Annotated in this window: 20 protein-coding genes and 1 pseudogene; 1 reads left to right on the top strand and 20 read right to left on the bottom strand. The window is 34.9% G+C overall.

The window, feature by feature from the left end:
• The 7 genes and pseudogenes from C9J34_RS16435 to C9J34_RS16405 form a co-directional block, all read right to left on the bottom strand.
• Positions 1 to 906: pseudogene (locus C9J34_RS16435) on the bottom strand (BREX-1 system adenine-specific DNA-methyltransferase PglX); the annotation flags it as partial.
• Positions 907 to 956: 50 nt separating this feature from the next.
• A complete protein-coding gene (gene brxC, locus C9J34_RS16430) occupies positions 957 to 4,547 on the bottom strand; it encodes a BREX system P-loop protein BrxC (protein WP_107841263.1) in 3,591 nt (1,196 codons plus the stop codon).
• 12 nt (positions 4,548 to 4,559) lie between these two features.
• Positions 4,560 to 5,111 carry a BREX protein BrxB domain-containing protein gene (locus C9J34_RS16425; RefSeq protein WP_238600687.1) on the bottom strand — a complete coding sequence of 184 codons (552 nt, stop codon included), beginning with the start codon at positions 5,109 to 5,111 and terminating at the stop codon, positions 4,560 to 4,562.
• Positions 5,089 to 5,700 (bottom strand): BrxA family protein, encoded by a 612-nt coding sequence (locus tag C9J34_RS16420; protein ID WP_107841262.1) that lies wholly within the window; start codon positions 5,698 to 5,700, stop codon positions 5,089 to 5,091. Before C9J34_RS16420 ends, C9J34_RS16425 begins: the two co-directional genes overlap by 23 nt.
• 406 nt (positions 5,701 to 6,106) lie before the next feature.
• Complete coding sequence (locus C9J34_RS16415) at positions 6,107 to 6,892, bottom strand: hypothetical protein (RefSeq protein WP_107841261.1); 786 nt, start codon at positions 6,890 to 6,892, stop codon at positions 6,107 to 6,109.
• 349 nt (positions 6,893 to 7,241) lie between these two features.
• Positions 7,242 to 7,469, bottom strand: coding sequence for a hypothetical protein (locus C9J34_RS16410; protein WP_107841260.1), 228 nt, complete (start codon positions 7,467 to 7,469; stop codon positions 7,242 to 7,244).
• A 3-nt stretch (positions 7,470 to 7,472) separates the two neighbouring features.
• The gene (locus C9J34_RS16405) at positions 7,473 to 7,760 is read right to left on the bottom strand and encodes a hypothetical protein (RefSeq protein WP_107841259.1); all 288 of its coding nucleotides are present in this window, start codon (positions 7,758 to 7,760) and stop codon (positions 7,473 to 7,475) included.
• 107 nt (positions 7,761 to 7,867) lie between these two features.
• On the opposite strand from C9J34_RS16405, the gene C9J34_RS16400 reads away from it, so the two are divergent.
• Positions 7,868 to 8,212 (top strand): helix-turn-helix domain-containing protein, encoded by a 345-nt coding sequence (locus C9J34_RS16400; RefSeq protein WP_107841258.1) that lies wholly within the window; start codon positions 7,868 to 7,870, stop codon positions 8,210 to 8,212.
• A gap of 1,242 nt (positions 8,213 to 9,454) precedes the next feature.
• Here C9J34_RS16400 and C9J34_RS16395 read toward each other — a convergent pair.
• The 13 genes from C9J34_RS16395 to C9J34_RS22060 all read right to left on the bottom strand — a co-directional run.
• Positions 9,455 to 9,610 (bottom strand): transposase domain-containing protein, encoded by a 156-nt coding sequence (locus C9J34_RS16395; protein WP_238600686.1) that lies wholly within the window; start codon positions 9,608 to 9,610, stop codon positions 9,455 to 9,457.
• Between the two features lie 1,356 nt (positions 9,611 to 10,966).
• Positions 10,967 to 11,209, bottom strand: coding sequence for a hypothetical protein (locus C9J34_RS16390; RefSeq protein WP_107841257.1), 243 nt, complete (start codon positions 11,207 to 11,209; stop codon positions 10,967 to 10,969).
• 148 nt (positions 11,210 to 11,357) lie between these two features.
• On the bottom strand, positions 11,358 to 12,185 hold the full coding sequence (locus C9J34_RS16385) for an alpha/beta fold hydrolase (protein WP_107841256.1): 828 nt from the start codon (positions 12,183 to 12,185) through the stop codon (positions 11,358 to 11,360).
• A 406-nt stretch (positions 12,186 to 12,591) separates the two neighbouring features.
• Positions 12,592 to 14,328 (bottom strand): DUF1998 domain-containing protein, encoded by a 1,737-nt coding sequence (gene drmB / locus C9J34_RS16380; RefSeq protein ID WP_107841255.1) that lies wholly within the window; start codon positions 14,326 to 14,328, stop codon positions 12,592 to 12,594.
• Positions 14,325 to 17,651: a DISARM system helicase DrmA gene (gene drmA / locus C9J34_RS16375; RefSeq protein WP_107841254.1), complete on the bottom strand. Its 3,327-nt coding sequence runs from the start codon at positions 17,649 to 17,651 to the stop codon at positions 14,325 to 14,327. Before drmA ends, drmB begins: the two co-directional genes overlap by 4 nt.
• Positions 17,648 to 19,375 (bottom strand): DEAD/DEAH box helicase, encoded by a 1,728-nt coding sequence (locus C9J34_RS16370; RefSeq protein WP_107841253.1) that lies wholly within the window; start codon positions 19,373 to 19,375, stop codon positions 17,648 to 17,650. The genes drmA and C9J34_RS16370 overlap by 4 nt, the downstream gene beginning before the upstream one ends.
• A 317-nt stretch (positions 19,376 to 19,692) precedes the next feature.
• Positions 19,693 to 19,848 (bottom strand): hypothetical protein, encoded by a 156-nt coding sequence (locus tag C9J34_RS22065; protein WP_193769049.1) that lies wholly within the window; start codon positions 19,846 to 19,848, stop codon positions 19,693 to 19,695.
• A gap of 395 nt (positions 19,849 to 20,243) precedes the next feature.
• Positions 20,244 to 20,561 (bottom strand): hypothetical protein, encoded by a 318-nt coding sequence (locus tag C9J34_RS16365; RefSeq protein ID WP_107841252.1) that lies wholly within the window; start codon positions 20,559 to 20,561, stop codon positions 20,244 to 20,246.
• Positions 20,554 to 21,000, bottom strand: a complete 447-nt coding sequence (locus C9J34_RS16360) for a hypothetical protein (protein ID WP_107841251.1) — start codon at positions 20,998 to 21,000, stop codon at positions 20,554 to 20,556. Before C9J34_RS16360 ends, C9J34_RS16365 begins: the two co-directional genes overlap by 8 nt.
• Positions 20,997 to 22,802, bottom strand: a complete 1,806-nt coding sequence (locus C9J34_RS16355; RefSeq protein WP_193769048.1) for a dynamin family protein — start codon at positions 22,800 to 22,802, stop codon at positions 20,997 to 20,999. Before C9J34_RS16355 ends, C9J34_RS16360 begins: the two co-directional genes overlap by 4 nt.
• Positions 22,789 to 24,567: a dynamin family protein gene (locus C9J34_RS16350; RefSeq protein WP_193769047.1), complete on the bottom strand. Its 1,779-nt coding sequence runs from the start codon at positions 24,565 to 24,567 to the stop codon at positions 22,789 to 22,791. Before C9J34_RS16350 ends, C9J34_RS16355 begins: the two co-directional genes overlap by 14 nt.
• Positions 24,567 to 25,634, bottom strand: coding sequence for a hypothetical protein (locus C9J34_RS16345; RefSeq protein ID WP_107841248.1), 1,068 nt, complete (start codon positions 25,632 to 25,634; stop codon positions 24,567 to 24,569). The genes C9J34_RS16350 and C9J34_RS16345 overlap by 1 nt, the downstream gene beginning before the upstream one ends.
• 1 nt (position 25,635) lies before the next feature.
• Positions 25,636 to 26,527: hypothetical protein (locus C9J34_RS22060; RefSeq protein ID WP_193769046.1), on the bottom strand; the 892-nt coding region annotated here is incomplete at its 5' end.

Below are 26,527 nucleotides of genomic sequence, written 5' to 3'. Positions count from 1 at the left end.
CGGGTCAATGCACTTTATTTCTTCTATATTGATTCTTTTTGTTACAATTTTATCTGAATTTAATTCCGTAGCACTCTCTAAATAAAATTCCCAATTATTAAAATTATTTCTTTGTTCCGGATAATTATCTAACCATAATCTTCCTAAAGAATTTTGAACCATATATCTTACAATCCATTTAGGGGTAAATAGTTGTGTAGCATATGGTAATTCTTCTTTTGTATATCGTTTTTTTGCATTAATTACGTAATCTTTTTCTTCTGAATTATAGTATTGATATAACCAACCAATCACTTCAATTTCCGCAAAGCTCCCCGTCAATTCATCATTTTGTACAAGCGTTTTAATGACAGACTCTGCATCTAGTAAGAAATCCGGTAGTAGTAACTCTGTATAGTCTTGAATTTTCTCAAACATAAACGGCAGAATTGGATTTAAAGCATTACATTGCGCTACAAATAAAAGACGGTATGCTGCCTCTGTATTACCAGTGTTAATTAGCTCACGTACGTCCTCTTGATTAATCCCTAAATCCATCGTGTCATATTCAAATAAAATATCCGGATCTACTCGTCCGATACTACTTGATAACACATTTACTCGCTCTGGTAAGTATTCATGCACTTCCATATAGCGAATGGCGATGATTCGGTTAAACCATGTGTAAGCTGCTTCTTCCAGCAATTGCTTATAACCTTTTTGATCTAATTGCTTCTGTAATGCCTTAAAAGCGCCTTTCATCGATAACGGGTACGTTTCGCCATTAATTAATAGCTGTCCAAACTGTTCTTCTATATGCAAACCATTCTTTTCATCTATTCCATATAAGCGTGCTTTTGTTTGAACTTGCTCAATTAATTTACGACGTGACCAAGTTGCGAAGTTTTTTAATGCAGTTTTATTCATAATTTTGCTCACCTCTTGTAAGTAAAAGAAGGGGGGACTCCCCCTCCCTTTTATAGATCAAATTTTAACGTGTTGTCTTTTAACTCTTTTAATAGCTGTTGTTTTAACCCTGCTAATAGATCATCTAATTCGGACTGTGTTTGGATTTCTGTTTTCACTAACATCCCTCGTAATGTCTGCGACGAAATAACCTTCGTCCCTTTTTCTCGCACAACTGGCGATGGTGTAGGAACGGTTGGTGATTCCCCTACAGGCTTTTTCGCTAGAAGAAGTAATTCGTCTTCTTTTTGTTTTGCTGCTTGCTGAATTTGTGTTGTTACATCACGTAGCTCGTTTAATTTCATTTGAATCATCATTAAACTATCAGCTTCTAACAGTTGCTGCAGTACATTCGTAAATCGAGGCATTCTTTCAGAAATTAAGCTGCATACTACCTCGTTATTTGAATAGAATTCCTGAAGCTCACTTAATTTTTGCTCTAACTGTGTAATTTGTGTACGAACCGCTTGTTTATGATCAATTACTTCCTGCTCAATTGCCTGCTGCAACTTTTCAATAGTCGATGGAATTAACGGAATATCACGATACGGCTGTGCCTTTACTAAAATATCTGTTAGTTGTTTTTTTAATAATTTCACTTCGTCCGACTGTGTATGAGTTAGATCATTATAAATTGTGTTTAAATATTGTACCGCTTCATCAAATCGTTTAATTGGTGCATTTAAGTAAAAGCCTGATAAATCTTCAAGCTGTTCTTGCGCATCAATCAAATCATCCTCTGCTTCGATAAACGCCTTCACTAACTGTTCTGGGTCACGTATTTGCATTAAACGCTTAATATCATTTGAAATAGCGACTACTTTCGCATATTCGGGATATGGATATTGTGCTGAATTGCCTTGTTGGTAACGATCCGTAATGTTTTGAAGTGGATTACTAAAGTGCTTGTTCATTGCCTCAGTTAAAGCGTCAGCAAACTCCTGATAAGAATCCCCACCATCTAAACGACCAAATAAATCCTTGTACAAAGCCATAAAGTCTCGACGTACTTTTGGATCAACTTCTATTTCAGGTACTACACGAATTTTATCGCGATCTGTTGCGCGATTTAGTTTTGTATAGAAATCTGTCATGATCGTTGGACTAAATAGTTCATCCGTAATTGTAAATTTTAATTTATTTGCGTGCATTAACGCTAACAAAATGCCAATTGTATCAATCTCTGTCCAACCGTATGGAACTTGGCTATACTTGTCTAACACTTCTTTTAATGATGGCTTTTGATGTAGACGAATTAGTTCTTCTAAATAACGAAGCACATCATTGTAAGCTCGAATGTTCCCTGTTGCATTTAGCAAATCCTGCTGAATTCCTTGCTCGTATTTAAGTTTCCATTCTGCTATTACATTCTTCATTGGGATTGGCTCGTCTATATATTCTAAGTACTTATACGTGTTTTGGACGAGCATTTCGAATGCATCATTTACTTGCTTTTCAAAGTTACCACGGAATGTACGTTCCTGCATTTGAATATAGAATGTTGCAGATTCACAAGCTTTTGCTAGTAGCTCTTTTGCTTTTTGATCATAATCATCGACACTCGCTAATTTCGCATCATATATACGGTGCTGCGCTTGTGTTGTACTTGGGTTACGCTTTGCTGATACATATCGTCGGATTTGCTCTGATAAACGAATTGCTTCTTCAGCTTCTGCAACTAACTCTTCATTTAAATAAACGACCATTTGTCCTTCAACAGATTGTAAAGCCGCTTCTGCTGGTGTCAAAGAGCCTGTAATGACTTGCATTGTCAAAGGGTATTTCATGTTTGTCTTAGAATAGTTGTCAAAGCGTTTATTGTACTCAAAGATAAATCCTTTGCTATTTGTAAATTTCGCCTTGTTATACATTTCAGTGAAAAATATCTCCGCTAAGTTCTCCTTAATCTTAATAGCGTTAATTTCCACATTACGAATCTCACTATTTATTTCTTGTTCTTCATCTGAAAGGAAAGAATACGTACCGTCTGCGTGTTTTTCAATAAACATCGTTTGCTCTAACCGATTTAATGACTCTTTAATAGCCATTTCATTTTGCTCAGCATCAATACTTGTTAAAAGGAGCGCCGCAATATTACTCGGTATTGCCTGAATATGATCAATTCCTTTGATTAAGTAAAGAACTTTTAAAACATCCACATCCGCTGCGTACAACCCCTCGTTATTAGCTGCGCGATTTTCTGCTTTTGTAATTGTTTGTACAATTGATGATTCTAAATGCTGGCGGATAGTCGGATAAAATTCAGCCATTGTTACTAACGTGCCAAGCTCATCGTCGTTATGCTTAATCGCTGCATCTTGGAATGATTTTAACAGTGAACGTTCTCCTCTTGATGCATACGAGCTTCCCTCTCCGTGAATACCGATTTTTTCAAGTACAGCTTGTAATAGTTCTACTTGATATGGAACGAACGGATAAATAGCAACAAATTCATCTGTTGATCGATACGCTGAACGATATTGTGTTTTCTCTTTATCAAATGATAAGCGATTTCGTATCAGCTGCTCATTCGGCTCATAAATTGCTTCTAATGTTTTGATAGCTGTTTCTGACTTTTCGAGTAAACGACGTTTTAATACTTCATCTGTATTGGAGCTTGATAGATTAATCCGTGTTTTGAAGCGGCCTTGGATTTTCGAGAAGCTTGTTGTATCGACAACGTTTGCTACAGATTTAATGCTTTCTTGTGAAGTAATGGCAATCCAGGCTTGTCCATTAGTTGCAGCACCGATTTCTTCTACTGCATTTTGTAGATCAAGCATCAAATTGTTATCTACACCAATGTATTGACCTACTTCGTCAATTAAAAATACTAAACGATAATCAGTACCTTTTGATTGGCAATATTCAGCAATTAATTTCCCCAATTCTTTCGCTGAAATGCTAAATTCTTTTTGTGCATTTCGTACCATAAAATCTGCAGATGCTTCGTCATAGCCAATTGCCGTTAACGCCGCGATCATTTTCCCAAAACGCATACGGAATTTTAAACGGTAGTTTGGCCACGTTTCACCGTACAGTTCTTCAATTTTATTTGTAAAAGCAAGGTACTTTCCTTCACGCTCTAATTGGCGTTCGAAATCCGCTACCCATAGCGTCGTTGAATACCCAACATGCTCGTTAAAAATACGTAAAATGATTTCAATGATGCTTTCTTTACTGCCCCGCGTCGCATTTGTACTTGCTTCAGACCCAACATTAAACAGTAATGCATCAGATGATTTACCGCCAATTCGACGCATGGCAGCTAATAACTCTTCGTCTTTTATTTTGTCTTGGAAAAATTCAAATGGCGCATGGCCTTTAATTTGTTTGTTATCTAGTAAGTAAGAAAGAATTTTCAAAAAATGCGATTTACCGGATCCAAAGAAGCCAGAAATCCATACCCCTACATCCTTAGTAGGTACCTTATATACACCTTCATAGTTTTTATAGAATTCTTTTAAACTATTTAATATCTCATCAGTAACGACGTATTCCCTTAACTCTGTATAAATAGTTTCTTCGTCTATTTGTCCTGCCTGTACGACACCATTAATGGGACGATTAATATCTTCTTTAAAAATATCTTTAATGATCATTTAAAGCACTCCCTATGAAATTCGTGTAATTTGATATTCGTCTTCGTGACGGAATAGATTATATAAACGTAAATCGAGACCCGTAAAATGTCCTGGGTAGAACAAGATTAGCGGTTTTCTATATGCATGATTAGACAGTTTTTTAAGTAGATGGCTAGAGCGGATAAATGGATGCACTGTACCAACACCTGTAATGAATAGTAATTCAGCATCCCCAGCCTGTTCAATAAAACTATCGACTAACAACGTTCGGTCCTCTAGTACCGTTTGGATTGCTTGTGATAATTCTTCATAACCCTCTTCTTCAGCTAATTCAATTAGTTCTTCTAGATCTTCTTCGAATAACGTAAGCAAAAATTGAAACAGATTGATTTCCTTTATATTTAATGGCGAACGTTTTAGTAAGCCTTCTGTATATGTACGAACAATCAATTCGTCTTCTGCTGGATAATCAAATACAAAATGAGGGATCTCACTACCAATACCAGTTGGATTAGTGAAACCCTCTTGATGTATCCGTGTTTCTAATTGCTCTAATCGTTTATAAATCGTCAATATTTCCACCTACCTGTAATGTAATGATTGCTGTTAATAACGAATCATTTTTAATTGCATATTCCTTTAATTGTGAACTTACATGTAATGGTGTAATAGAGTAAACGCCATCATTCAGGTCCATTATACCACTACACCTGTAAAACAATAGGAGTGTATTGTTGACCCTCTTCTTTGAAACTTCGCTCCATTTTGCAATTCTTTCGGACTGTTGCTCCTTTTCTTCCATAAATGCTTCTAAATGACCTAAAACTAGTTGCTTATTTTTTTGCTGATAGCGATAAATAATTAATTCGTAAAAGTTTTCATATGCATAACGATATGTTTTTAAAAAGGTATATAAAATCAATGCTTTTTGATCGTACTTTGTTCCTGTTAAGTAGAATTTTCTTAGTTCATCATTTAAACTAATAGACCTTTTATACGCTAATTGAAATCGCTTTTGTAATGCAGATTCTGTTTTTACTAAGAATGGATTTTCATTTAATACGATTTCTCTAATTTCATCTCGTTCTAGTCCTTTTTCTAATAAGGTCAAAACATATTCGATATCTTGCTGATACAATCGTTCACTTGTAATTCCCGCTGAATACTCCATATGATGACCTCCATTTTTATTCTCATTTCAATTATAACGATTGGTAACATAAATGGGTAATTGATTTATATTCCAAGTCATGAAATTTTAATTAACGTTAAACTTTTGTAGATAAAATTTCGAAATCTTAAAAGTGAAATGTGAATTTATACTATATTCATTATTGCGCGGCTCATTCATGCAGCACAATTATCCGTATCAATACGCATAATTGTGCGTATTAATACGGAATTTAAAAGTTTTTATTTAATAGTTCCTATCTTCTTACATGTGTTTTTAGAATAAATAATTTACTTTCGGCAGTGATAAACCATAGCTATGCTCTATAGTCTAAGTTGGGTCTAAGTTGTTATTATAAATAGAAGCATTAAATCCTCATATAACAAGGGCGTAGTTAATCGTATATTTATTTGTGTGTATTTAGTAAGATTTGTTTTTTTTCTTCGAACATTCGTTTCAATTCATACAAGTTTAAGGTTAATTGCTTTTCATAATCATTAATATCAAAGAGTAATGTCGCCAGCTGTTCTTTAGATTCAATTAATTGATTTTTAGATTCTGGGTTTACTGAGCTTGAATCATTATCGAAAGATTTAGCAAACCACTTTTTATTAGTAGTCTTTATAGACCCGTTTAGCTTATTCATTAATTCAAATTCTAATAGCATTAAATTGAAATTTTGATCTTGCTGCATATATTTTCTTGTAGTTTCGTATAGAATTGTTTGTAACTCATAAATAGCTAATTGTTTCTCGATAATTTGAATTTCTAGCTTAGATAAACTCACGTCGTTATTTCCTAAATTCTGTTCTGATAGCGATGAATTTACCTCTGACACATTACCCTTTAATATATTTGCAATATCACCTGTATTTCTTCCTTCTATACTTAAAATTAATCTGACTAAGTGCATACGATAAATATTCAAGTAATCAAAACGATAGTTCCGACCTGCTTTTAAACTATTAATATAGCCTAATTCCCTCATGATTTGCATTAGATACCTTAAATTATTGTCACCAATTTTAAACATCGCTGCTACTTCGGGTGTAGAATATAAACGATCCATACTAATTTGATTTATATACTCTGGAAAAAGATCTGATTCTTTAACCCCCCCTTGTTGAAGGTATTTATATAATAAATCATTGCTAAATTGTCGTTTTAATTCTTCGATTAATAAATAAGTCATTCTCTAATCTTCTCCTTCTCCATATATAATCTGTTAATAGAAAATGTTGTAAGTGTATTGGCATAATGACTCCTTAGTTGTATGTAACTAGTCTAAAAAGTTAAATGTTCAAACACCCTGGGGCTATGCATATAACTTAAAAACCATACTATCTTAAGTAAACAAAATTTTATAAGGTGGTATGCGATTCTGTATATTGTTTTACTAAAAGCAAAAAGTTAAGCAATCGCATTTTTAATGATTGCTTAACTTGATGTTTTTAGATTATTTATTCTTCAATTAAGGACGCTAAATATTAAAAGATGTATAAATTAGGCATACGTTGCTACCTGGTGAAAAATTTTTACAATTACTCTGAACGGTCAACAGTATAAATTTTTGTTTCATCTTTACTGTCTATAGCTAATTTACCAGTTATAAGTACATAACCTTTTGATTCTATCAAAGCACTAATTTCGTCTAATAATAAACTTTCTGGATGATGAAATGAATAATAGTTATTCATTTCATCATCCAATTTTGAATCTATACTCATTTTAAAATCAATCTTCAGTTCTCCTTGATAAAATCGTTCCATTTATTATTCCTCCAAAATTTTCGATTCAAATTTTAATCCATCGGTAAAAGCCTTTACATAAATTTTTTTAATTATATTACCTTGATAAGCAAAAATGAAATCTTGTATTGCTTCTGTAAATTCATTTTTTTTATGTGGGTTTAATGTTAAAAGATATTGATCTAGCAAATTATCGATAGTTTGCGATAAATCGATTGTTTTATTAGTAGAATCAATTTCAAAAATAAGGGAATCAATTCTATGTTTTAAAAATTGTTCGAACGCTGCATTAAAGTTATCGATAATAACCATCTCCTTTTATTCATTTTTTAATAATTATTAATTTAAGTATAAAACAATTAATCTTGATTGTAAAACGGAAAAATTGTACGCTTATATTTGATCGGAGTTGATTTATATTGAATGCAGTATCAATTGGCCGTACAATACGGGATTTGCGAAAAAAACATGAACTTAGTATGCAACAATTAGGTGATAAAGTCGCTCTCTCACAAGCTTCCGTTTCACGAATAGAACGTGGTGATTCTGATATTAACTTTGTACAGCTCTCTAACATTTGTGACGTTTTTAATCTTACACTTACTGAATTTTTCGCTATCGTTGAAAATCAAATAGACATAAAATTAGATATCTCACCGACAGAAGTAAAAACTTTAGATGAAAAACTAATCGACATTATTCATAAATTGTCGGACGAACAAAAAAAAGGTTTTTACGTATTACTACAACCTTATATTAAATAAACCGCTTCCCTATTAACCTATAATTATGATTCTATGGCTATTTAGAACAAATTAAATCAAGAGCCGTCATTAAAATAATTCCTCTAAAGGAATTGGACCGTTATATGCAATTAAAAACAGCTACAAATACTGATTTAACAGTGCTTGTAGCTGTTTTAATGTAACTAAAGTTGATATTTAAGGAATGTGTATAACTAAACCCTTTCTCATTGTACTAATGAAGTCTAATTTAGAAACCAGAAATGGTGTAATAATGACAGAAAATACAGTTAAAACCCGTTGCCGAGTTATAGAAAGAAAGACATGTTAACAATTGTTAAAAATAACGAACTTCTGCCGTTCAAAAGATTGATTGAACAAAGAATAAACACTCGTTTTTATACAGAAAAGAATGCATAAGGATTTCCCACTTTGTATTCTTTTTTCTCCCTTTATACCCCGCATAAATCCAATTTCAAACATCACAATTAATCCTTAGTTTCAACACGATTCCTTTGAAATATCCTAACTTATGTTCTATAACAATTAGATCATCCATAGTAATCTAACTCTTTATAAATCCGCACCCAAAATACTTACAGGCATATAGTTAAGAACTCATACCTAATTTAGACCAAAGTATGAACTCTTAAGTATATGCCTATAGGCATAACCCTTATAGGCTACAAACAGCGATACTACAACATTTCTAAGTCCAAGATGCACCATCAAAATCTAGACTAATTACTTTCGAAAACACAGACAATAACAATCAACAACCAACCCATTCACCTTCTTTGGTTAATCCATTTCCCCCCATTTATCTCCCATTCCTCCACCTCGTTTTCACCCATTTCCTATACCAACAAACTCTACATTCAAACCCCATTTATCCAATATCACCCACCATTTTATCTTGATCATTTTATTTAATTTTTTTCTTATTTAATTTTAATTCTCATTTTTCTACCCTGCATCTGATCCTTCTACAAACTGCTGCATTCCAGTTATATATATAAACAGATTCTTATGTTTATTCAACATCATTTCTGTCAATTCCCATTCCAACTCCTGCCCAGTTTCATTTACTTACTTAGCAACTCCAGACTTAAAATACTAATTTTCTATCTTCCTTATTCAAGCGTTGTAAGCTCGAAATATAAAAAATAGCGCACCTTTACGGTACGCACGACAAATGGCCAGTTAACTGAAATTTTTTCAGTTAGCTGGCTCTTTTGCACATGTAGCTTGAATATTTTTTGATCAAGGCATGTAATTATGTATAATGTCAGGTTGTTGATGAAAAGGTAAATTAGGTAATTCTGTCAGTACCTTCACCAAGTACTGATAAAAATCAATTCCGTTCGTTTTGGCCGTTTCAGCTAGGCTTAAACAAATTTCCTTATTTGTTCTTCCCAAAAGTGAACATTTTTTAATTTTTAATTCAACATAGTTTTGTTGGCATTGTGTGATACAGGCATTTCTCCGTCTTTTAACAGCATTTTAAAAGAATACGAGGAATTACTCATTTTTTTCTAAAAGGGCTTCTCAGAAGGTCAAATAACGTCATAAAACAGAATCCTTTCACCATAATTTAAATATCAAGAACCTTGTAAATTAACAAATTAATAGATCCTGATTATTACTGTAGCTTATATCAATAAACTCCCGACGTATTACCACTACACACATAGGTACATAAATAGTTGCCGTTAATAGGTTCTACATTAATATATCCAGTAAAATCAGGCGGAAAAATCAGATAAAACCCTGTTACATCGATACTTCAGACATAGGCTCTATAAATAGTTGTCATTAATAGCCCCCATAATTATTATTGATTCTATAATTAGTTACCATTAATAGGCCCTAAATCAATATATATGGTAAATTAAGGCGAAAAAATGAGGTAAAATCCTGTTATATCAACACTTCACATATAGGCCCTATAAATAGTCACCATTGATAGCTCAAATATTAATAATAGGCTCTATAATTAATCACCATTAATAGGTCCCATACTAATATAATCAGTAAGCTTAGATAGAAAAACTAGATAAAACCCTGTTATATCAATACTTCAGACATAGGCTCTATAAATAGTTGTCATCAATAGCCCCATACTTATGATAGCCCCTATTAATAAGCACCGTAAGTGGAACTTTCATTTAACAAGAAGAACCCATTATTAAAAGCATTTTTCCAAATAAAAAGCTTTTGCTAATTAGAAATGAAAAGCTCTATAATTATTTAGTCAAACAAACTTAACTGTCCGAAATATTCCACAGTATTTTTTTCATTACATGCAGCTCGTTATAGCCATCAAGTGTTGTGTAGTCAAGTTAGCCAACTACGTGTAATTTAGGATCGCTTGTATCAGCTATATAAAAGTGTATTTATTACCAACATCTACTCCTTGACCAAAGCAATCAATTGTGACGGTTTTCAAAATAAAGCAGTTAAATATTGCTGAATTATTCGTTTACTGATTTATTCAACTCTTCTACGAATACATCAAATGTACGAATACGTAAGATATTGAAATTATTTTTATTTATCCATTTCAACATATCGCCGACGCATGTTATGACCATCTTTATTTACCACAGTTACAATGACTGCTTTCTTCATCATGGTCATTCCCCCTATTTTTATAATTCTTATCCTAACCGAATATATATTTGGCTATTTTCATGTTGTTGATTTTGACAACAATAACACTTTCCATTATTAGTACAACAAAAAAGATCTATTCCTTTATAAGAAATAGACCCTTTATCGAATACTTGTATAACACGAAGGACGTTGCTTTAATAAATCATCATCCGTCAATACCTCAATGCCGATTGCATCCAACTTTTTGATAGTTCGTTGCCTATCCATTTCAAGCAGTGCATATTGCTTTTTAAATAAGAGCGGGGCAATAACACTAATACTGAAACTCAGAATTCTAGCCAGAACCTTCAATATGATAAACCCTACTAATACCGCGATTACACATAAAATAATATTTAACATGGCTTTATCACCTCTTTTACTTAATATAACCCATTGTCTGAATAATTGATAGTCGTTTTTTCGTTAAACTTTATTACCATAAATTTAGGAGAAAAACAGAGCTTTCCCAAAAGGTAGTTTTATGACTTACCTTTACGAACAGCCTTTCTTATTTATGGTTGTATGATAATTTAGCGATTTCTTCAATTACCTGTGCTGTTTTTGCAGGATTTTCTACGATTAAAAGATGAGTACAGTTTTTAAAAGGTATCACTTTGGCATCAGGAATTTTCGATGCTAAATAATCAGCAGACTCTTTCGAATACAACGTACTCTTCTCACCATATACAATTTGCGTAGGAACAGTGAGGTTTGGAAGCACATCTCTAAAATCTGAAACTGCCATCGCATGCCACATCGCTGATAAAACATGTGGAGTATTGTTATTAATTAATAAATCGAGCTGCTCCTTCATAAGGTCATCTGTTAAATATGGCACAGCAATTTTTATAAATGATTTGGCAAATTTAATTAAATCCTCATTAATAACTGTCAAGTCGTTTAGAGAATCTTCTCTTGTATATTTTCCGTGATAAAGTCCAAGGTTCCAATCTCCTTCATTAATCAATTTTGGAGTCATATCGAAAATGGAAACAGATTTCAATCTTTGAACACCAAAATTTTTTACATATTCGAATGAGATGGACGCTCCCATCGAATGCCCCACTAATGTGACTTCTTGAAGATTTAAGTAATCCATCAATTCTTCAAGATCTGTCGCAAATCTTTTTATTGATAACCCTTTTTCCGGCCGATCCGAAATACCATGCCCTCTTAAATCATAGGAGATAACCTGATAGTTTTTACTCAACTCATCGAATACCTGATCGTAGGATGTATGATCCGCTGACCACCCATGGACCAACATGATAGTATTGCCTTCACCTTTTTGCTGATAATACAATTTCACACCATCGCTTGTTTTAAAAAAAGACATATAAATCCTCCTGTTGTTTAATTTATCATTTAAAATACATAATTCCCCTAAATGAAATGACTAGGTTCAAAATTGAGTACCTTGTGTTTACTATTTATATGATTAAAACTTTTAACGCATTCTGTGTAATTTTAAAGTAATATTATTAATAACGAGTAAAAAATTGAAAAGTCGCTTCCCTCACGTTAGAGAAAGCGACTTTTTGTGATATATCCAAACTTTCATTTGGAGACATTTATTAGTTTTTTGTATACTTTATAGTAAGCTGCTAATTAATTTTTGTCATACTGCGATCATAATTCTAAATTTTATAAATTGGCTATATATTAAGCTTTTATAAGAAACCACTTCAGTGAGGAATAATCTGCTGAAGTGATTTTTTGTAATTCGCTTAGGAAAATTATCGTTAAACTAACAAATCTTCAAAATACCCGACATGAACATCAGGGTTAATATTTAGTAAAAGGCGTCGATCAAGTAGCTGATTCCCCCACTCACATGAAGTTTCAGAAACGTGGGAACAACTATGACAAGCAGCTGCGTTTGCAGATAGATTAAACTGAAATTTACCATCAGAACAGTTTGGATCTGATGAGCAATACTGCATACGCTCAATGGCACGTAAAACAATCGCATATAATATATCAGGCTTAGTGAGCGCTGTTAAACCACCTAAGCTACCTTCAGAATCCCCGGATGCAGTATAAATAAACACACCATACATAGAGCTATCAACATATAAACGTTCTTTTAATGAAGTTGTAGAATAGCCGGAGTGTGCAGCTAGCTCTTTTAACATTGCATGACTGAAAGTATGTAATAGTAAGTGCCGTCCAGTTAGGTGTAAAGGTTCTTGATCAAATTCAAGCCTTTGTTGATTGTATCTTTCAATGATGTTCTTAGTTAAATTTTCGGATTGTTCCCATTCTGTAAGCTTCTTCAGATCAAAGACAAAAAAGATTCCTTCACCGTAGTTACGTACAGCGGGTAGCCAGTTATTTTTAGCGTATTGTGTTACTTTATTAATATGTACATCTCCTTCTTCAAAACGATCGATGTAATCAATACGGCTAAAACCTTTTAACACTTGTATTTCAGGTACAGAATCTATCCGATGAATAGCTGAAAAATATGGCCGCAAGCTCGAATGTATATCCACGCTTTCAGATTTAAAACGTATATCTGTTTCATTGAAATAAGGTTGGATGAGCGTATTCCACTCTTGTTTTCGAATTGATTCAAATGTAGGTTTCACACTAGGATCATCTCCTAAAAGTAGCTGCTCCAACGCTGGAATATCCGTAATTTCAATACGATAGCGTTTGGCAATCCGTGACAAAGCTTTTTCTTTATTGCCCGCATCCTCGTATTCTTCTCGACATTCCTCTAAATCCGGTAGTAGCGCTGCAAGGCAGTCATCACCACTTGATTCAGTTAAAGGCACTTTTAAAAAGCTCAGAACGTGCGGTGAGTAAATGTTAGAAGCACCTCTTAAAAAGGTACGCATTGTTTTATCGCATGTATAAGGATCCTTATCTTTTGTTGCTGTTTCCTCAAGCCAGGGAGCCTCTGTTGTACATTTGAATAAATGCTTATCTTCATCATCCGGTTTCATAATTTTTGCAAGTGATCGAACTTTGTTACAAGTTAAACATTGAACAGCTAAATCAGAAAGTGAGCCGCTTTCGTTGTTACGAATGAAGCGAAGTCTTGGCTTTGGGCAGTTATTCCCACGATGTACCCATTTTTCATAAGGAAAATCACTAATATGTCCAGCATTACATACTGTGACAAAACGGCTTGGATATAGTTTAAAGTCCCCTCTACCCGATGTTTGGCAAGTATAGCAATGCGTATTGTTATATGTTGTCATCCGTCCACATTTCAAATTCGAGCAAATTTTCCAACGAGGGAAGGGAGTTGCGCGTACTTTTAAAAAATCTGATTGCTCATTTAAAATTTTGACGTGATCAATGTTTAAAAATTGCGTGATACGCTTGTCCATATCTTTACTTGCACTACGTACATCCCATAAATCAGCAGCGAGAATCATCACGCTCTCGTCTACTAAATCGACAATGGAACCAGGTCCAGCGTGATAAATAAGTTGTGATGGTCGAATCTTATTTTCGTTTTCTGTCATTTTCTTTTCACCTCTACTTCAATCGAACCTTCCACATTGCGCAGCGACATCATAGCTGGCATTGAAACATCTCCTCTTCCCTTTTCACCAAATTGGCGTAATAAATGTGGTTTTCCGTTGTTTAGATTCTTCTTATAGCTTAACTCGCCTTTTTCAGCGTACTTATCAGCTGCGATTTGCCACCAGTCTAGAATATTCTCGATTTCCTGTGTTAACTCTGACGTCTCAAGTTGGGTTTCAACCGCACGCTGTATGAAACGCTCAATTAATTGCTCCAGTTCATCTGACCGTACATAGGCGTTTGCAGATTGTTCTTTGCTTAATTCAAGTAGTGACTGACGAATGACACCGACTAAAGCACCACGTAGGCCTTTATATAAAGCGCCACTTGCAAATGGTGTTACACTCATGGCCTCAACATGGCGATACAAACTTTGATGATATGAACGAAATTGCTCAAAATGTGATAAATCGCGAGAACGCATTGGATTTAAAGTGGTTATAACAATTCCTGGATATTTACGACCGACACGACTCGTTGCTTGAATATATTCAGATGTCGTTTTAGGTTGACCTTGCACAACCATTAAGCCTAGTCGATCAACGTCCACTCCTACTGAAATCATATTTGTAGCTAATACGGCATCTAACGCTTGTTCATCATCATATTGTTTTTCCATTTGCGCAAGTAACTGAGGAATTTCATATGCTTTGCGACGACTAGTCATTTCCTCAACAACAAGCGAATGTTCAAAAATTTTGCTTGAATCCAGCACATCTAACCTACTCACAATTTCATCTTGGAAAGTCGTTAACATTCCTGAAAGCTCCTTTACGGTATTAAAATAGCCGAGCATTGTATAGTAAGGATCCATTGCTTTTGATAGGTTAGAACGTGTAATAACAGCTAAAGCGGCAAAAAGCTGAATAGCTTGTATTTTGTTACTGACACCTGGAGAACAAACACCGACATATAATCGTCCAGACTTTTCAGTTACAGGTACTTCTCGCGAAACAAATGTATCATTTTGCTTTTGTACAGCAAGAGGAAATTGCAAATAATCACGTCCATATAAATGACGAATTTGCTCCTTCGCTCCGCGAATTGTTGCTGTAGAAGCAATGACCTTCGCTTTTTTTCCTTCCCGCGATGTTAAAATATCGACAGCTACTTCGTACAGTGCAGTTAGCGAGCCAAGCGGGCCAGAGATTAAATGCAATTCATCCTGAATAATAAGCGCGGGTGGTGCAAGTGTCTTAATTGGCACATAGCCTCTCTTTCCACCTTTATCCTTGTAAGCGAAACCCTTCAACGAATGATGTAAATTTTTACGACCGAACAGTTCAAACATATCCTTTTTCCACGGCAACTGTGCAATCTTATCGACAGTTCCAATCACCAGTGTTGGCACATGTTGATAAATTGCTTCATCCACTGTATAAATAGGTAACTTATGGTGGAACAAGCATGTTGGCTCGTGACAGCAAATATGCTGTGTATCATCTTTTATTTGATAATCATGGGCTGTTAATTCAGTTCCGCACCAAGGACAATTTAGTAGTTGCATTGGATTACCAGTTTTCACTTCTTGCCCATCACGTAACAAATCCAATTTTTCTTGTGCATCACTTAGTAGATTAGGTGATGAATCAGTACCAACCCAAAGTCCGATACTAAAAGGCAGCTCTCCATATAAATGAACATTTCGTATTCGAATATTTTCCATTGCACAAATAAGCGCTGCAGCTCGTTGGAATTGTTGAGTTGTTAATAACCGCAGTGTATAACGCATAAGGACTGTCACTCCCGCATAGCTACTCACATCATTCACATTACCAGCTAAGCGACGATAAGCCATTGTGTAAGCAGCCACTCCTAAATACGCTTCTGTCTTCCCTCCCCCTGTTGGGAACCAAATTAAATCAACTACATCACGGTCTTCATGTTCTTCATCAGATATACCAGCTACATTCATCAATAAGAAAATAATTTGAAATAAGCGCCAGTTTCCATCATAGATAGGTGGTACTCGCTTGCCAGTAGAGCGATAAATAGAAGCAACTTGCGTCTGCGCTCGTTGAATCAACATCGCCTCATTCGCAAATTGGAAGGCTTTCTTTTCTAATGCCTCATCACTACTGCAAACAAGCGTAATCCCCTCTTTTAGTCGCGAAATGATTTTTTCTACTTGTTCTACGTTTTGCATGGCTTCTTCTTGCAAATGCGGTACTAATGTTTGAATATACTCTTTTTGGTTTGCTAGCCATTGTTCATAGTAGAGAGGTAGTTTATCCAATTTCGTCTTTAGAACCTTCGCTGGTAGTTCACTTAATGATTTCATATCAAATACTTCATCTGGAATGGTCGTATGTTCAACTACTGGTAGTTCATAAAATGGAAGCCAAGTTGTGAAGAGACGCATCTCTTCCCCGCTTTTCTGCCAATCGACTCCTACACCATGTCCAGTTGCTAGCTCTGTATGCTCGCGGTATAAGAGTTCATCTGCTACGTTAAAACGATCCGCCACCGATTGAAACACAGCTACATCTTGTGTTTTGACTGTAATGTCTAAAGCAGTTTGGAACATAATCTCAAACTGCTCAGGATAACTTTCACGCGCATAGTTGTTTAGTAAAAAGACACTGACATGATAAAGGCCATTGCGTTTAATCCAAGAATAATGCAACTGACCAGGGTACGCCTTATCAATGAGTGGATTCACCTTACTATAAGAAAGCTCTTCCTTCTGAACATCATTTTTTAGCTCTACAGTCCAACGAAGAGTGTGTGGTGTCCGTTTATATGTATCGCCATCATACGTTGCCCAATTTGCAGTAATTATAATGGGTCCTAAGCTTCTCATTTTAAAGCTCAGCCCCATACTAGAAGGTCTAAACATTTGACGTGAGCTTAAACGGTCCTCTATCGAGTCATCCTCAATAATGACTCCAGTTTCAATTCCCTCTTCCCGTTCATCTTCAACACTACCTGTTGAACCAAATGGTACGAGTTTCCCTGTTAAATATAGCTGCATTGGGCGTTTATAGCTTCCAAGTTCTTCGTTTTCTTCAAACGGACCGACTAAAAATCTTTGTAGCTCGCTATGAACGGTTTGCCGCGCTTGTAAATAAACCTCTGTTTCTAATTCTGTCTCATTCTTTTTTAGAGAAATACATTCATCTTTTAGTGAAAAAACATTTGAGTATTCTTTTACGATACGAAGTAGCGTCGATTTTGATTCAAATAGCCGCTTATAATCTTTTACTACTAGAATTTCATATTGTTGTAAAAAATCGAATAGTTTTTTAGCTCCTGGTTTCATTGTATTGAACTCACTTCCTTCAATGTCTGCCAATCATGTGTAAATCGCATATAGGCTAATGGGTGTCCATGTGTTTGTATGTTAGCTGAAAAATCAACAATTTTACACGTTTCTGTACCACCAAATCTTGGCCCACGTAAGCCGCGTCCAACCATTTGCTCATATAACACCATACTAGACGTTGGACGACAAATTAGTAGGTGATCCACTTTCGGAGCGTCAAAGCCCGTTGTAAGCACACCATAGTTAAATAAATATTGAATTTCTTTGCTTTTAAACGCTTGAATATGCATACGACGCACAGCTTTTGGCGTTTTAGCTGAAATACATGCTGCTTTTTTACCAACCGAATTTAAAACTGTTGTCAAAAATTCCGCATGTTCTACTGTACATGCATAGACAAGTACCGAACTATCAAGCGGCAGCTCAAGCATGTAGTCAATAATTTTCAAGTTCCGCTCCCGATTCTGCGCAAGGTCATGTAAGAAATCACTTGCAATATCGCCTTCGATAAACAGTTCACCATGCCATTCAATCGGCTCGTCTTCAAATAATAAATACGTCGGCTTCGCTAGATATCCCTCTTCTTGGAAGTAAAGCAATGGATTTAACTGATATTCCTTCTTATTTGGTAAAATAGGTTGAATTAAATTTGCTTGAAACTGATCCACTAATAAGGCGGTCTCATCCATATTACGACCAGGTGTTGCCGTTAGCCCGCAAATCGGAAAAAGCTGGTCCCCAACAAGTTTTTTTGCGAATTGAATAAGCGTATTATAGCTAGCTGCTGTCGCATGATGTGCCTCATCAATAATCATCGCACCGCACTGACGGATTATATCCTCTAATACTGTATCACCGGACTTAATGCGAGAAACGATTTGCTGTATACTACTGACGACCACGCCGCCTATTAAATCATCCATTTCAACATGAGAGCCACCGAAATAGCGATACACTCGTAAAGCCGAACCAAACTCTTTTTCCTGCCACATATCAGCGATGCAAGCAATCGCTTGCTCACAAAGCTCTTCCCCTTGTGCAATCCAAATCATGTATTTCCCCTCAGCAAAGCGTGGCTGTAGCCAATCAATAAAGCTTTCTACTGCAATACGTGTTTTGCCCCCACCTGTAGGTAAGGTTACGATACAGCGCGTTTTCTCTTGCTCCCGATTTAACACTTCTAGCATCCGTTGCTTCAAATCATCTTGATATGGCACAAGTGGAGGAATATGTTTCCGTGGCTCAATATCAATCACTGGTGCAATTCGCTCCGTTCGATCATTTGCAATACCCGCAAAAATTAAAGGAAATTTGAGCGTCGTCACAAAATCACGTGGCCAACGATTACCAGGAATCCATTTTTTCACTGATAACGGACGCGCCATATAACTTGCTGATGTAATATTTTTCTTACTACTTGGATTGCGTTCATATAATGCTGTTAATTCTTCAGTAGACAGTTGTTTTAATATATGTAAACGTAATTCTCTTACAGCTTCATTTGCGCCAGTAAATAATTCAGAACCTCGTTGGACAACTAAAATTCGTGCAAGTTTTTCTTCTGAAAGTTGATCTTCACCTAACGTGTCTAAAATAGATGAAAGTTGTTCGTAATGTTCTTCTCCAATTAAATTTATTAAGATTCTATACGGTACTTTGTAATAATTTATCAACAAACTCACAGCTTGCTGAATTTCATTTTCATATGGAAATCGTGCCATCTTAACATCTTCCAATCTTTAGTGATTTAACAATACTATTATATCATTTTTAAATTTATCGGAAATTGTATTATCATTAGATAACTAAGTTAGGAATAATTAAACAATCAAACGTAAACGTCTATTTACTTGCAAAATACCTAGGAATAAAAACACCATGAGCTTTTCGCTCCCAACCATTGCATGAAAATTAATTAATCACACAGAAAAAAGAGGCTTTTACACCTCTTTAGTTGGATTCTCATTCAAAGAAATTTGCAAAACTTCTAGTATTGCAGTTTATTCTTTAGTCCTTAATGATTCAATTTGTTCTACTGTTAAATCTGTATAATCAATGATTTTTTCATTACCGTTTTTCTTGCTTCTTCCACCCCTTCTTCAAAACCTTTGTTCTTTTCGTCATCCAGTAGCGCTTCTTCATCAATAATTGCTTTTAGTCTTGAATGAAAGGCAGATTCAAATGTAGGCTTCACACTAGGATCATCCCCTAAAAGTAGCTGCTTCAAAGCTAGAATATCTGTAATTTTAATACGGTAGTGTTTTGAAATTATTAACGAATATTTCTATTTATCGCCTGCATCCCCGTATTCTTTTCGACATTCCTCTAAATCCCATAGTAGCGCTGCAAAGCAACCATCACCACTTGATTCAGTTAATGAAAGCTCAGTTCGTGTGGTAAGTATATGTTAGAGGCACCTCTTAAAAAGGTACGCATTGTTTTATCTGTACATACCTTCCATAAATCATGGAGAACAACAAATGCACCCTGGAAAATATAATAATTTCCAGGGTGCGTTTTAGTCTTAATAATATTTATTTGTGTGAGCAGATATTTATTACATTCTTTTCTAGAATCCTGTTCAATAACTCACATTTTTGCCATTTCACGTTTTTGCTTTGCCAATGATTTTCTTTCGTCCTCGAGCAGTTTTACGTAACTTTTCATTTCAATAAATATGCCGTTTGGACAAATTTGCTCTAAGTGAGCGTGACGTAGTTTGTAAAGCATTAGTTCTTTATCGATTGCAGCCATCGTTTTCACAATTTCAGCAATTTCTTTGCGGACACCTCTTGCTTTTGATTGCATTAACTCTCGATGCTTTTCTTTAAGAAGTATGTTAGCTTTATCGATTTCATTTGCTTCAACATACTGCAAAATAATACGAATCACTTCTAGTTTATTCATACTGACTAATCGCCTTATCAATTGATTGTTCAAATGTTTCAATTAAAGTTTTTTGGATTTCAGGTGTTAGATGCTGATTGGCTAAGAGTGGTGTTAGCTTTCCTAAAATTTCTGCTACGACCTGTCCTCTCGATTCAATTGTTTTACGATTTTGACGAAGCAGTGCAACTTCATGCTGGGTTGCTTGCTCTAATTGACGGATATATGCATCGATTTCATTAATTTTCGCTTTACTATTTTCGCGGATTGCTACAATGCCTACTATTTGCTTGCCAATTTCTATTACGTCCATAGCAGCATCCATTTTACGCATATTAAGGGCGTGGTTATTTTCCAGTTCTTGCTTTTGAAGTTCAGTTGATCTTTTCTCAGGGAAAATGACTTCCCCTTCAAATACTTGGTTGTCTATTACTTTTAAACTATTTCGTCGAACCGTCATACATTGACGCCTTCTTTCATTAATTTATTTTTCACTGCTGCAACTTCACGTAAATTTTCGCGTACCGTTGTTAGTTCATTATCACTTAATAAATCTTTATTGCTATCTAATACAGTTAAAAAATCATCGAAATATTCATTGATCGATTGTAAATTCACTTCGCGAAGTTCCTCTACATCTACTAAAACATCGCGTAAAGTGTCTTCCTCCCACTTCGTTAAGCTTTTGTTTACATCTTTTAAGAGGCGGCCCTTCCAACGATGCACTTCGATTACATAAAAGACAATGTCAATGAATACCGTAGCTGCAATCGATAAGTTACGCGTTGATGTGGCACCGATGCGTTTTAAAAAACTAGCTAACGCATTATGTTGCTCTCGTGTGAACGTTTTGCCGAACCATTTGCCGACCGTTTTTAGTGATTTTTTCGCTAGATTTGCAACGCCTGCACCAGCTCCACCACGTCCGCCGTAACGTGCTAAAAATGTTCTTAATATATTATCGGTAGTTCGCGATGCAATTTTACGCGAAATACCTTCGACAACTGGTTCGAAATGGTTTGAAATAATTTCAATTTGTCTAGTAAAGTTAACAATTGCCGCGTTAACAAGTTCCTCGAGCTTTTCATTTAAAATATTTATCTCCTGCTCAAGGTAATCCATAATTTTCTTTCTTTCTAATTTTTCGTAGCGTGGAATTAAATGTGCCTTTACATAGCCTGTACACTCTTCAGCTGAATTCCATTTATTTGTGTCTATTATTTCCTGCTCAATATTATTGTACATATTGAAATTAGCTTTTTTAAATAAAATCGGTAGCTGATTGGTCATTTTTTTAAATGTGTCGTTTATTAATTTTTGTGCTTCTACTTTTTTTACTTTTAAAATGTCAATTTCTTTTTGAATCAGTGCTTTTTCTTCATCCGTAGTTTCATAAATTGAAACTCGTTTTTGCCAAAGTAGTTCAGCTTCTTCTAACAATTGTAGCTGAAAGTTAAATAAAGCTTCATTAACACGTTGTTGTCTTGCTGGAGATTGCACTTCCTTACGAACAGCTGTCCACAATGCTTCTGATTGCGGAAGCTTAACACCATCGCCAGGAATTCCTTCAATAATGAAGTAAGGGATATCTTCATGTAAAAGATCTTTTGCATATTTCACAATTTCCGTAATACGAACATTATCGTTCGTAATATTTGCTGGTGCGCGGTTGATTACTAAGAAAAATTTCACGTCATCTTGCATATAATTAGCGATAAATCGTAAAAATTCAGCATCTGCTTCTCCGATGCCCACGCGGTAATTTACAACATAAATTAGAACATCACTATTTGGAATGAACTCTTTTAGCACTTCCTCATGTTTATCGTGAATTGAACCGTAGCCAGGCGTGTCGAAAAGTCTCATCCCTTGTAGTTGATGGGGCATTTTCGGCACATTAAGGCGCAGGCGTAGCACATCATCAGATGGTTCTAAACATTGCGTGTAAAACTCATTTTCTGTTAATTTTCTTAATGTCGCATTTTTCATTACTGCATAAGGTGTAATCGTTGGATCTACATCATATTCGTACAGCTCAATTACAGTGCCTGTAGTAGGTTGGGCAGCTGTATAAATAATTTGTTCACCAAGTAAACCATTTATAATAGAGGATTTCCCTGAACTCGTTTCACCAAGCATCGTAACAAAGCTTTCAGGATAATCAACGCGCTCTTGTAGTAAATAAAACATCGTCATTAAGGAGTCATTTTCTGTTTTTTCTATAATAGTTTTTATTAAATCCATATTGTCAATAAGATTCATATAACCCCTCCAATGAGCAAATATACTGTAAATCATCTTTTAGTTTTTGTTGCTTCTCTTTATATTCATTAATTTCAGCAAAGCGAATTTCACGTAATTCCTCATACGCCTTTTCTAACATTGCCTCTTGCTCATTATGAATCTGAGTAAGTGTTTGATGTACATGTTGAATAAATTCTGTTAAGTCTGCGTTTAAAGTCGCTGTTAAGTTACTAGCAAATCGTGAAATTGGCTGTTCAAGCTCTTGCATAGTTGTATTTTGACGGTTTTTTTGTACTAAATTTTTTGATGTTTTCCCAATAAATGAACCGATTAATCCTACTACAGCTGTTGCACCAAGTGCCGCCCATCCTAATGGATTGGAGGAGAGTAAAATCACCCCTAGCCCTCCTGCTAGACCACCGATTGTTGGAAGTGTTTTTTCAAATTTTGTTGACGAAGTTTTATAGAATTCCTCAAATTTTGTAAATTCACCTGTTGGTGTACGAATATTTAAATCATTATACGTCTCCTGTACTTTCAATTTAATATCCGTAACGCGTTCTAGATAGTATGCTACTACTTCATTTGTGTAATCTTTTTGTAAATCATTAAAGGCAGTGGCTAAACGATTGCCATCTACAACATTTGATTTTACGATTCTTTGAATTTCTGCTCGCAAGTTTTCTTTTGCAATTGTAACATTGTCTTCAATCCAACTTTTTAATGCACGCTCGTCTTTTGAGATGTCTAGCTTTAGTTGATTAAGAACACTATTATTTTCATCGATATTTTGTTGCAATAAATCTTCTTGCTCTCTTAAATATTCGTAATGAACTTCAGGCTCTTTGTCATACAATTCGATTTTATGCTCTAAAGCTTGAATAACATCTTGAATAGCTTGATGCTGCTGTTTATTCATTTCGTTTTGAATAATGTTCGGCCAATTAGATGTAATGGAATGAATGAAATGTTCAAATTTTGGTATGCCTGATGCGTTAACCATACTGTCATTTCTCGTTAAACGCCCTGTCAATGCAGCATACACATTTAATACACGAATATCTATTTTATTTTCTATTTTATACATTTCCCCTATTTTTTCTAAAATGTATTTGTTATGTTGAAGACCATCCTCAACTTCACCAGTTGACTCATCATGCCATTGATTTTGAACAAACCAGGCTTTTGAAAGTTTGGGCCATACCATTTTCAAAAAATTAGCTTCTTCTGCTGTAATCGGTGGGACTGTACGTAGCATAAATATTGCTGCTGATAGCTTTTCGATGTAATCCATCGTAGTTTTCGCATTCATCTTCGTAATACTACCTACTCCAGGTAAATCGACAAATACAACGCCATTTTTTAACAAATCATGTTTCTTATACAGTTGAATCATTTTCACTTTTTTTTCATTAGCAGGGTTGTGTGCATTATGTACATATTGTTCAATTTCCTTTGCGGAAGATAAATTGATCGGTGCCTTATCTTCAAAATGAACAACAATTTCTTTTTTATTACCGTAACGTATTTCTACTGGTACACAAGTTGTTTCATCTGCATCTACTGGCAATACAAAATCATCCATTAATAATGCGTTTAAAAAGCTACTTTTTCCTGTCCCTTGCATACCTAAGACAGGAATGAAAAACTCTTCAGTATGATTATTTTTTTGCTTATGTCGTAGGCTTTCGACGTATGTTAAGCCAGTTGAAGGATCTTTATCTGGTAATACTTCTTCAATAATTGATAATAATCTTGAATCGTTTAATAGTTTAGTTGCCATTAGAAATCCTCCCTTTTTGTAAACCATTTTTTGTAAAATGGTAGACGTGCATATGCTAAGTCCTTTTCAATGTCCGCAAGCTTATCCGCTAAAGCTTGCTCTTTAATTGTAGTCGTTAACGACATTTCAAGGTTTGATAATTTTTCTTGCAATGCATCGAAGCCTTTATTGTTTACGATTTCATATAAAATTTGCTGTTCCATCAACTTTACGGATTCAACTACATCGCTATTAAGTCGTTGGAACGATTTCTCATTCAACGAAATAAATTGAACAGCAACTTCTTCTAGTTCTTTTACTTGCTGCTTCACATCATTCGTTAACTGCTCTGTTTGTTTTTCATATTGTTTAGTTATCGCTGTTATATGTTCGTCAAAGCTTTGCTGCAAGGAAGCACAAAAATCGTTCAATTGTTGTGTTGAAGATACTGTCATTTGCTCGAATTGCGTTTTTTGTTCATCGATTAATGTTTGGAATATATTTATTTCTTGATGAAGCTGCTGTTCATTTTTCTCCAATTGTTCATTTAACGAAATAAAGGCGTCGTATTGCTGTACTAAATTCGATTGTGTATTCTCAGCTACTTGTACAAAATTTTGCTGCAATTCCTTCAAATTAGATATGAAAGCTGATGTAACTTCCCCTGATTTCATGTCAAACGACTGTATGCTTTTCGCTAATTCCGCTTCTTGTGTTCTTGCCAGCTCTTGAAGCATGTCCGTCATAAGTAGCTTAATCGAATCGATTTGCTGTTGTCCGATATTTGATAACTGTTGAGCTTGCTCCTTTTGTAGCTTTTCTACATCCATTAATAATTTCATCGAATGCTCTACATCACGTACCATTCGTGTAATCGGCTTTTTCGTTGATTCAATATTTGTACTGACCGTTAAAAGCTGCCCCTGTAAAATATATTCGATTTCTTTAATGCTTCGCTCTTGTCGCTGCATAACAGACTGTATGCTGCTTGAAATTCTTGATTCTATATTTTTCGTTAAACCATCTTGTAGCTCTGTCATAATATCTTTTGTTGCTTCATCTATTTCAATCATTAAAGATTTCGTCATGTTACTTCACTCCTATACGTTTTGTTAATGCATGTAGGTATTGTTGATAAGCACGAGATAAATGCCCTGAACTAATTAAATACGGCAAATTTGTTTGAATGTGGTGTGTCATTTCAGCTGCATCATGAACGATTGTTTTCGATTCATCGAGTTGGAGATGTATTAATGAGAATAAAGGGCTGACATCGTTAACAAGACGTTGTCCATCTGTAAAGATGTCCATCCGTTTAACATCATTAAACATTTCAACAGCTTCTTCATAGGCACCACTTTCAAGAAATTCTGTAAACGATTGCATTACTAAATTGCAAACTGATTTTTGTTGCTTCAACTGGCGAACGATTTGACTTTTACAAATTTGTGATTTAGCTTGTCCTACTTGTGATATGTCGGCAAGAACATAGGCATTCGTCTTATTTGATGCTAACCACTTTAATACAGTATCACGTTCCTTCGCTAGTTTATTTTCATAAATAATATATATTTGACCTATTTTTAGCAAACCATTTGTTGAGAGTGTCCTTTGTTGTTGCTCCGTTATTTGTAATGAAAAATAGCGTTGCACAAAATGAATAAGGCTATCTTCATCCCAGCCGAGGACGATTGTTTGCTTAAATGGTTTTTTTGCTTTATTTAATTGCTCCACTCGTTCAATACATTTTTTATAAAACATGCGAACAATTTGATGACTCATCATATACATTTGGTAACTAAGCTCTGATACTTCCATTTGTATTAATTTTCCCGAGTAAACAATGACCTTTTCATTTTTAATTTTTTTAGCATATTGTTGGATTGTTTTTTCATTTTTTGTTAAGTCATTTTCAATATTTGCCAAAATAGATTTAACATTATATATTGTTTGTTCAAGACTTGTTAGTTGATCACGGGCT

This window comes from Metasolibacillus meyeri (assembly GCF_003049505.1).
Taxonomy (GTDB): Bacteria; Bacillota; Bacilli; order Bacillales_A; family Planococcaceae; genus Metasolibacillus; species Metasolibacillus meyeri.
This window is presented reverse-complemented; position numbering and strand designations above follow the sequence as displayed.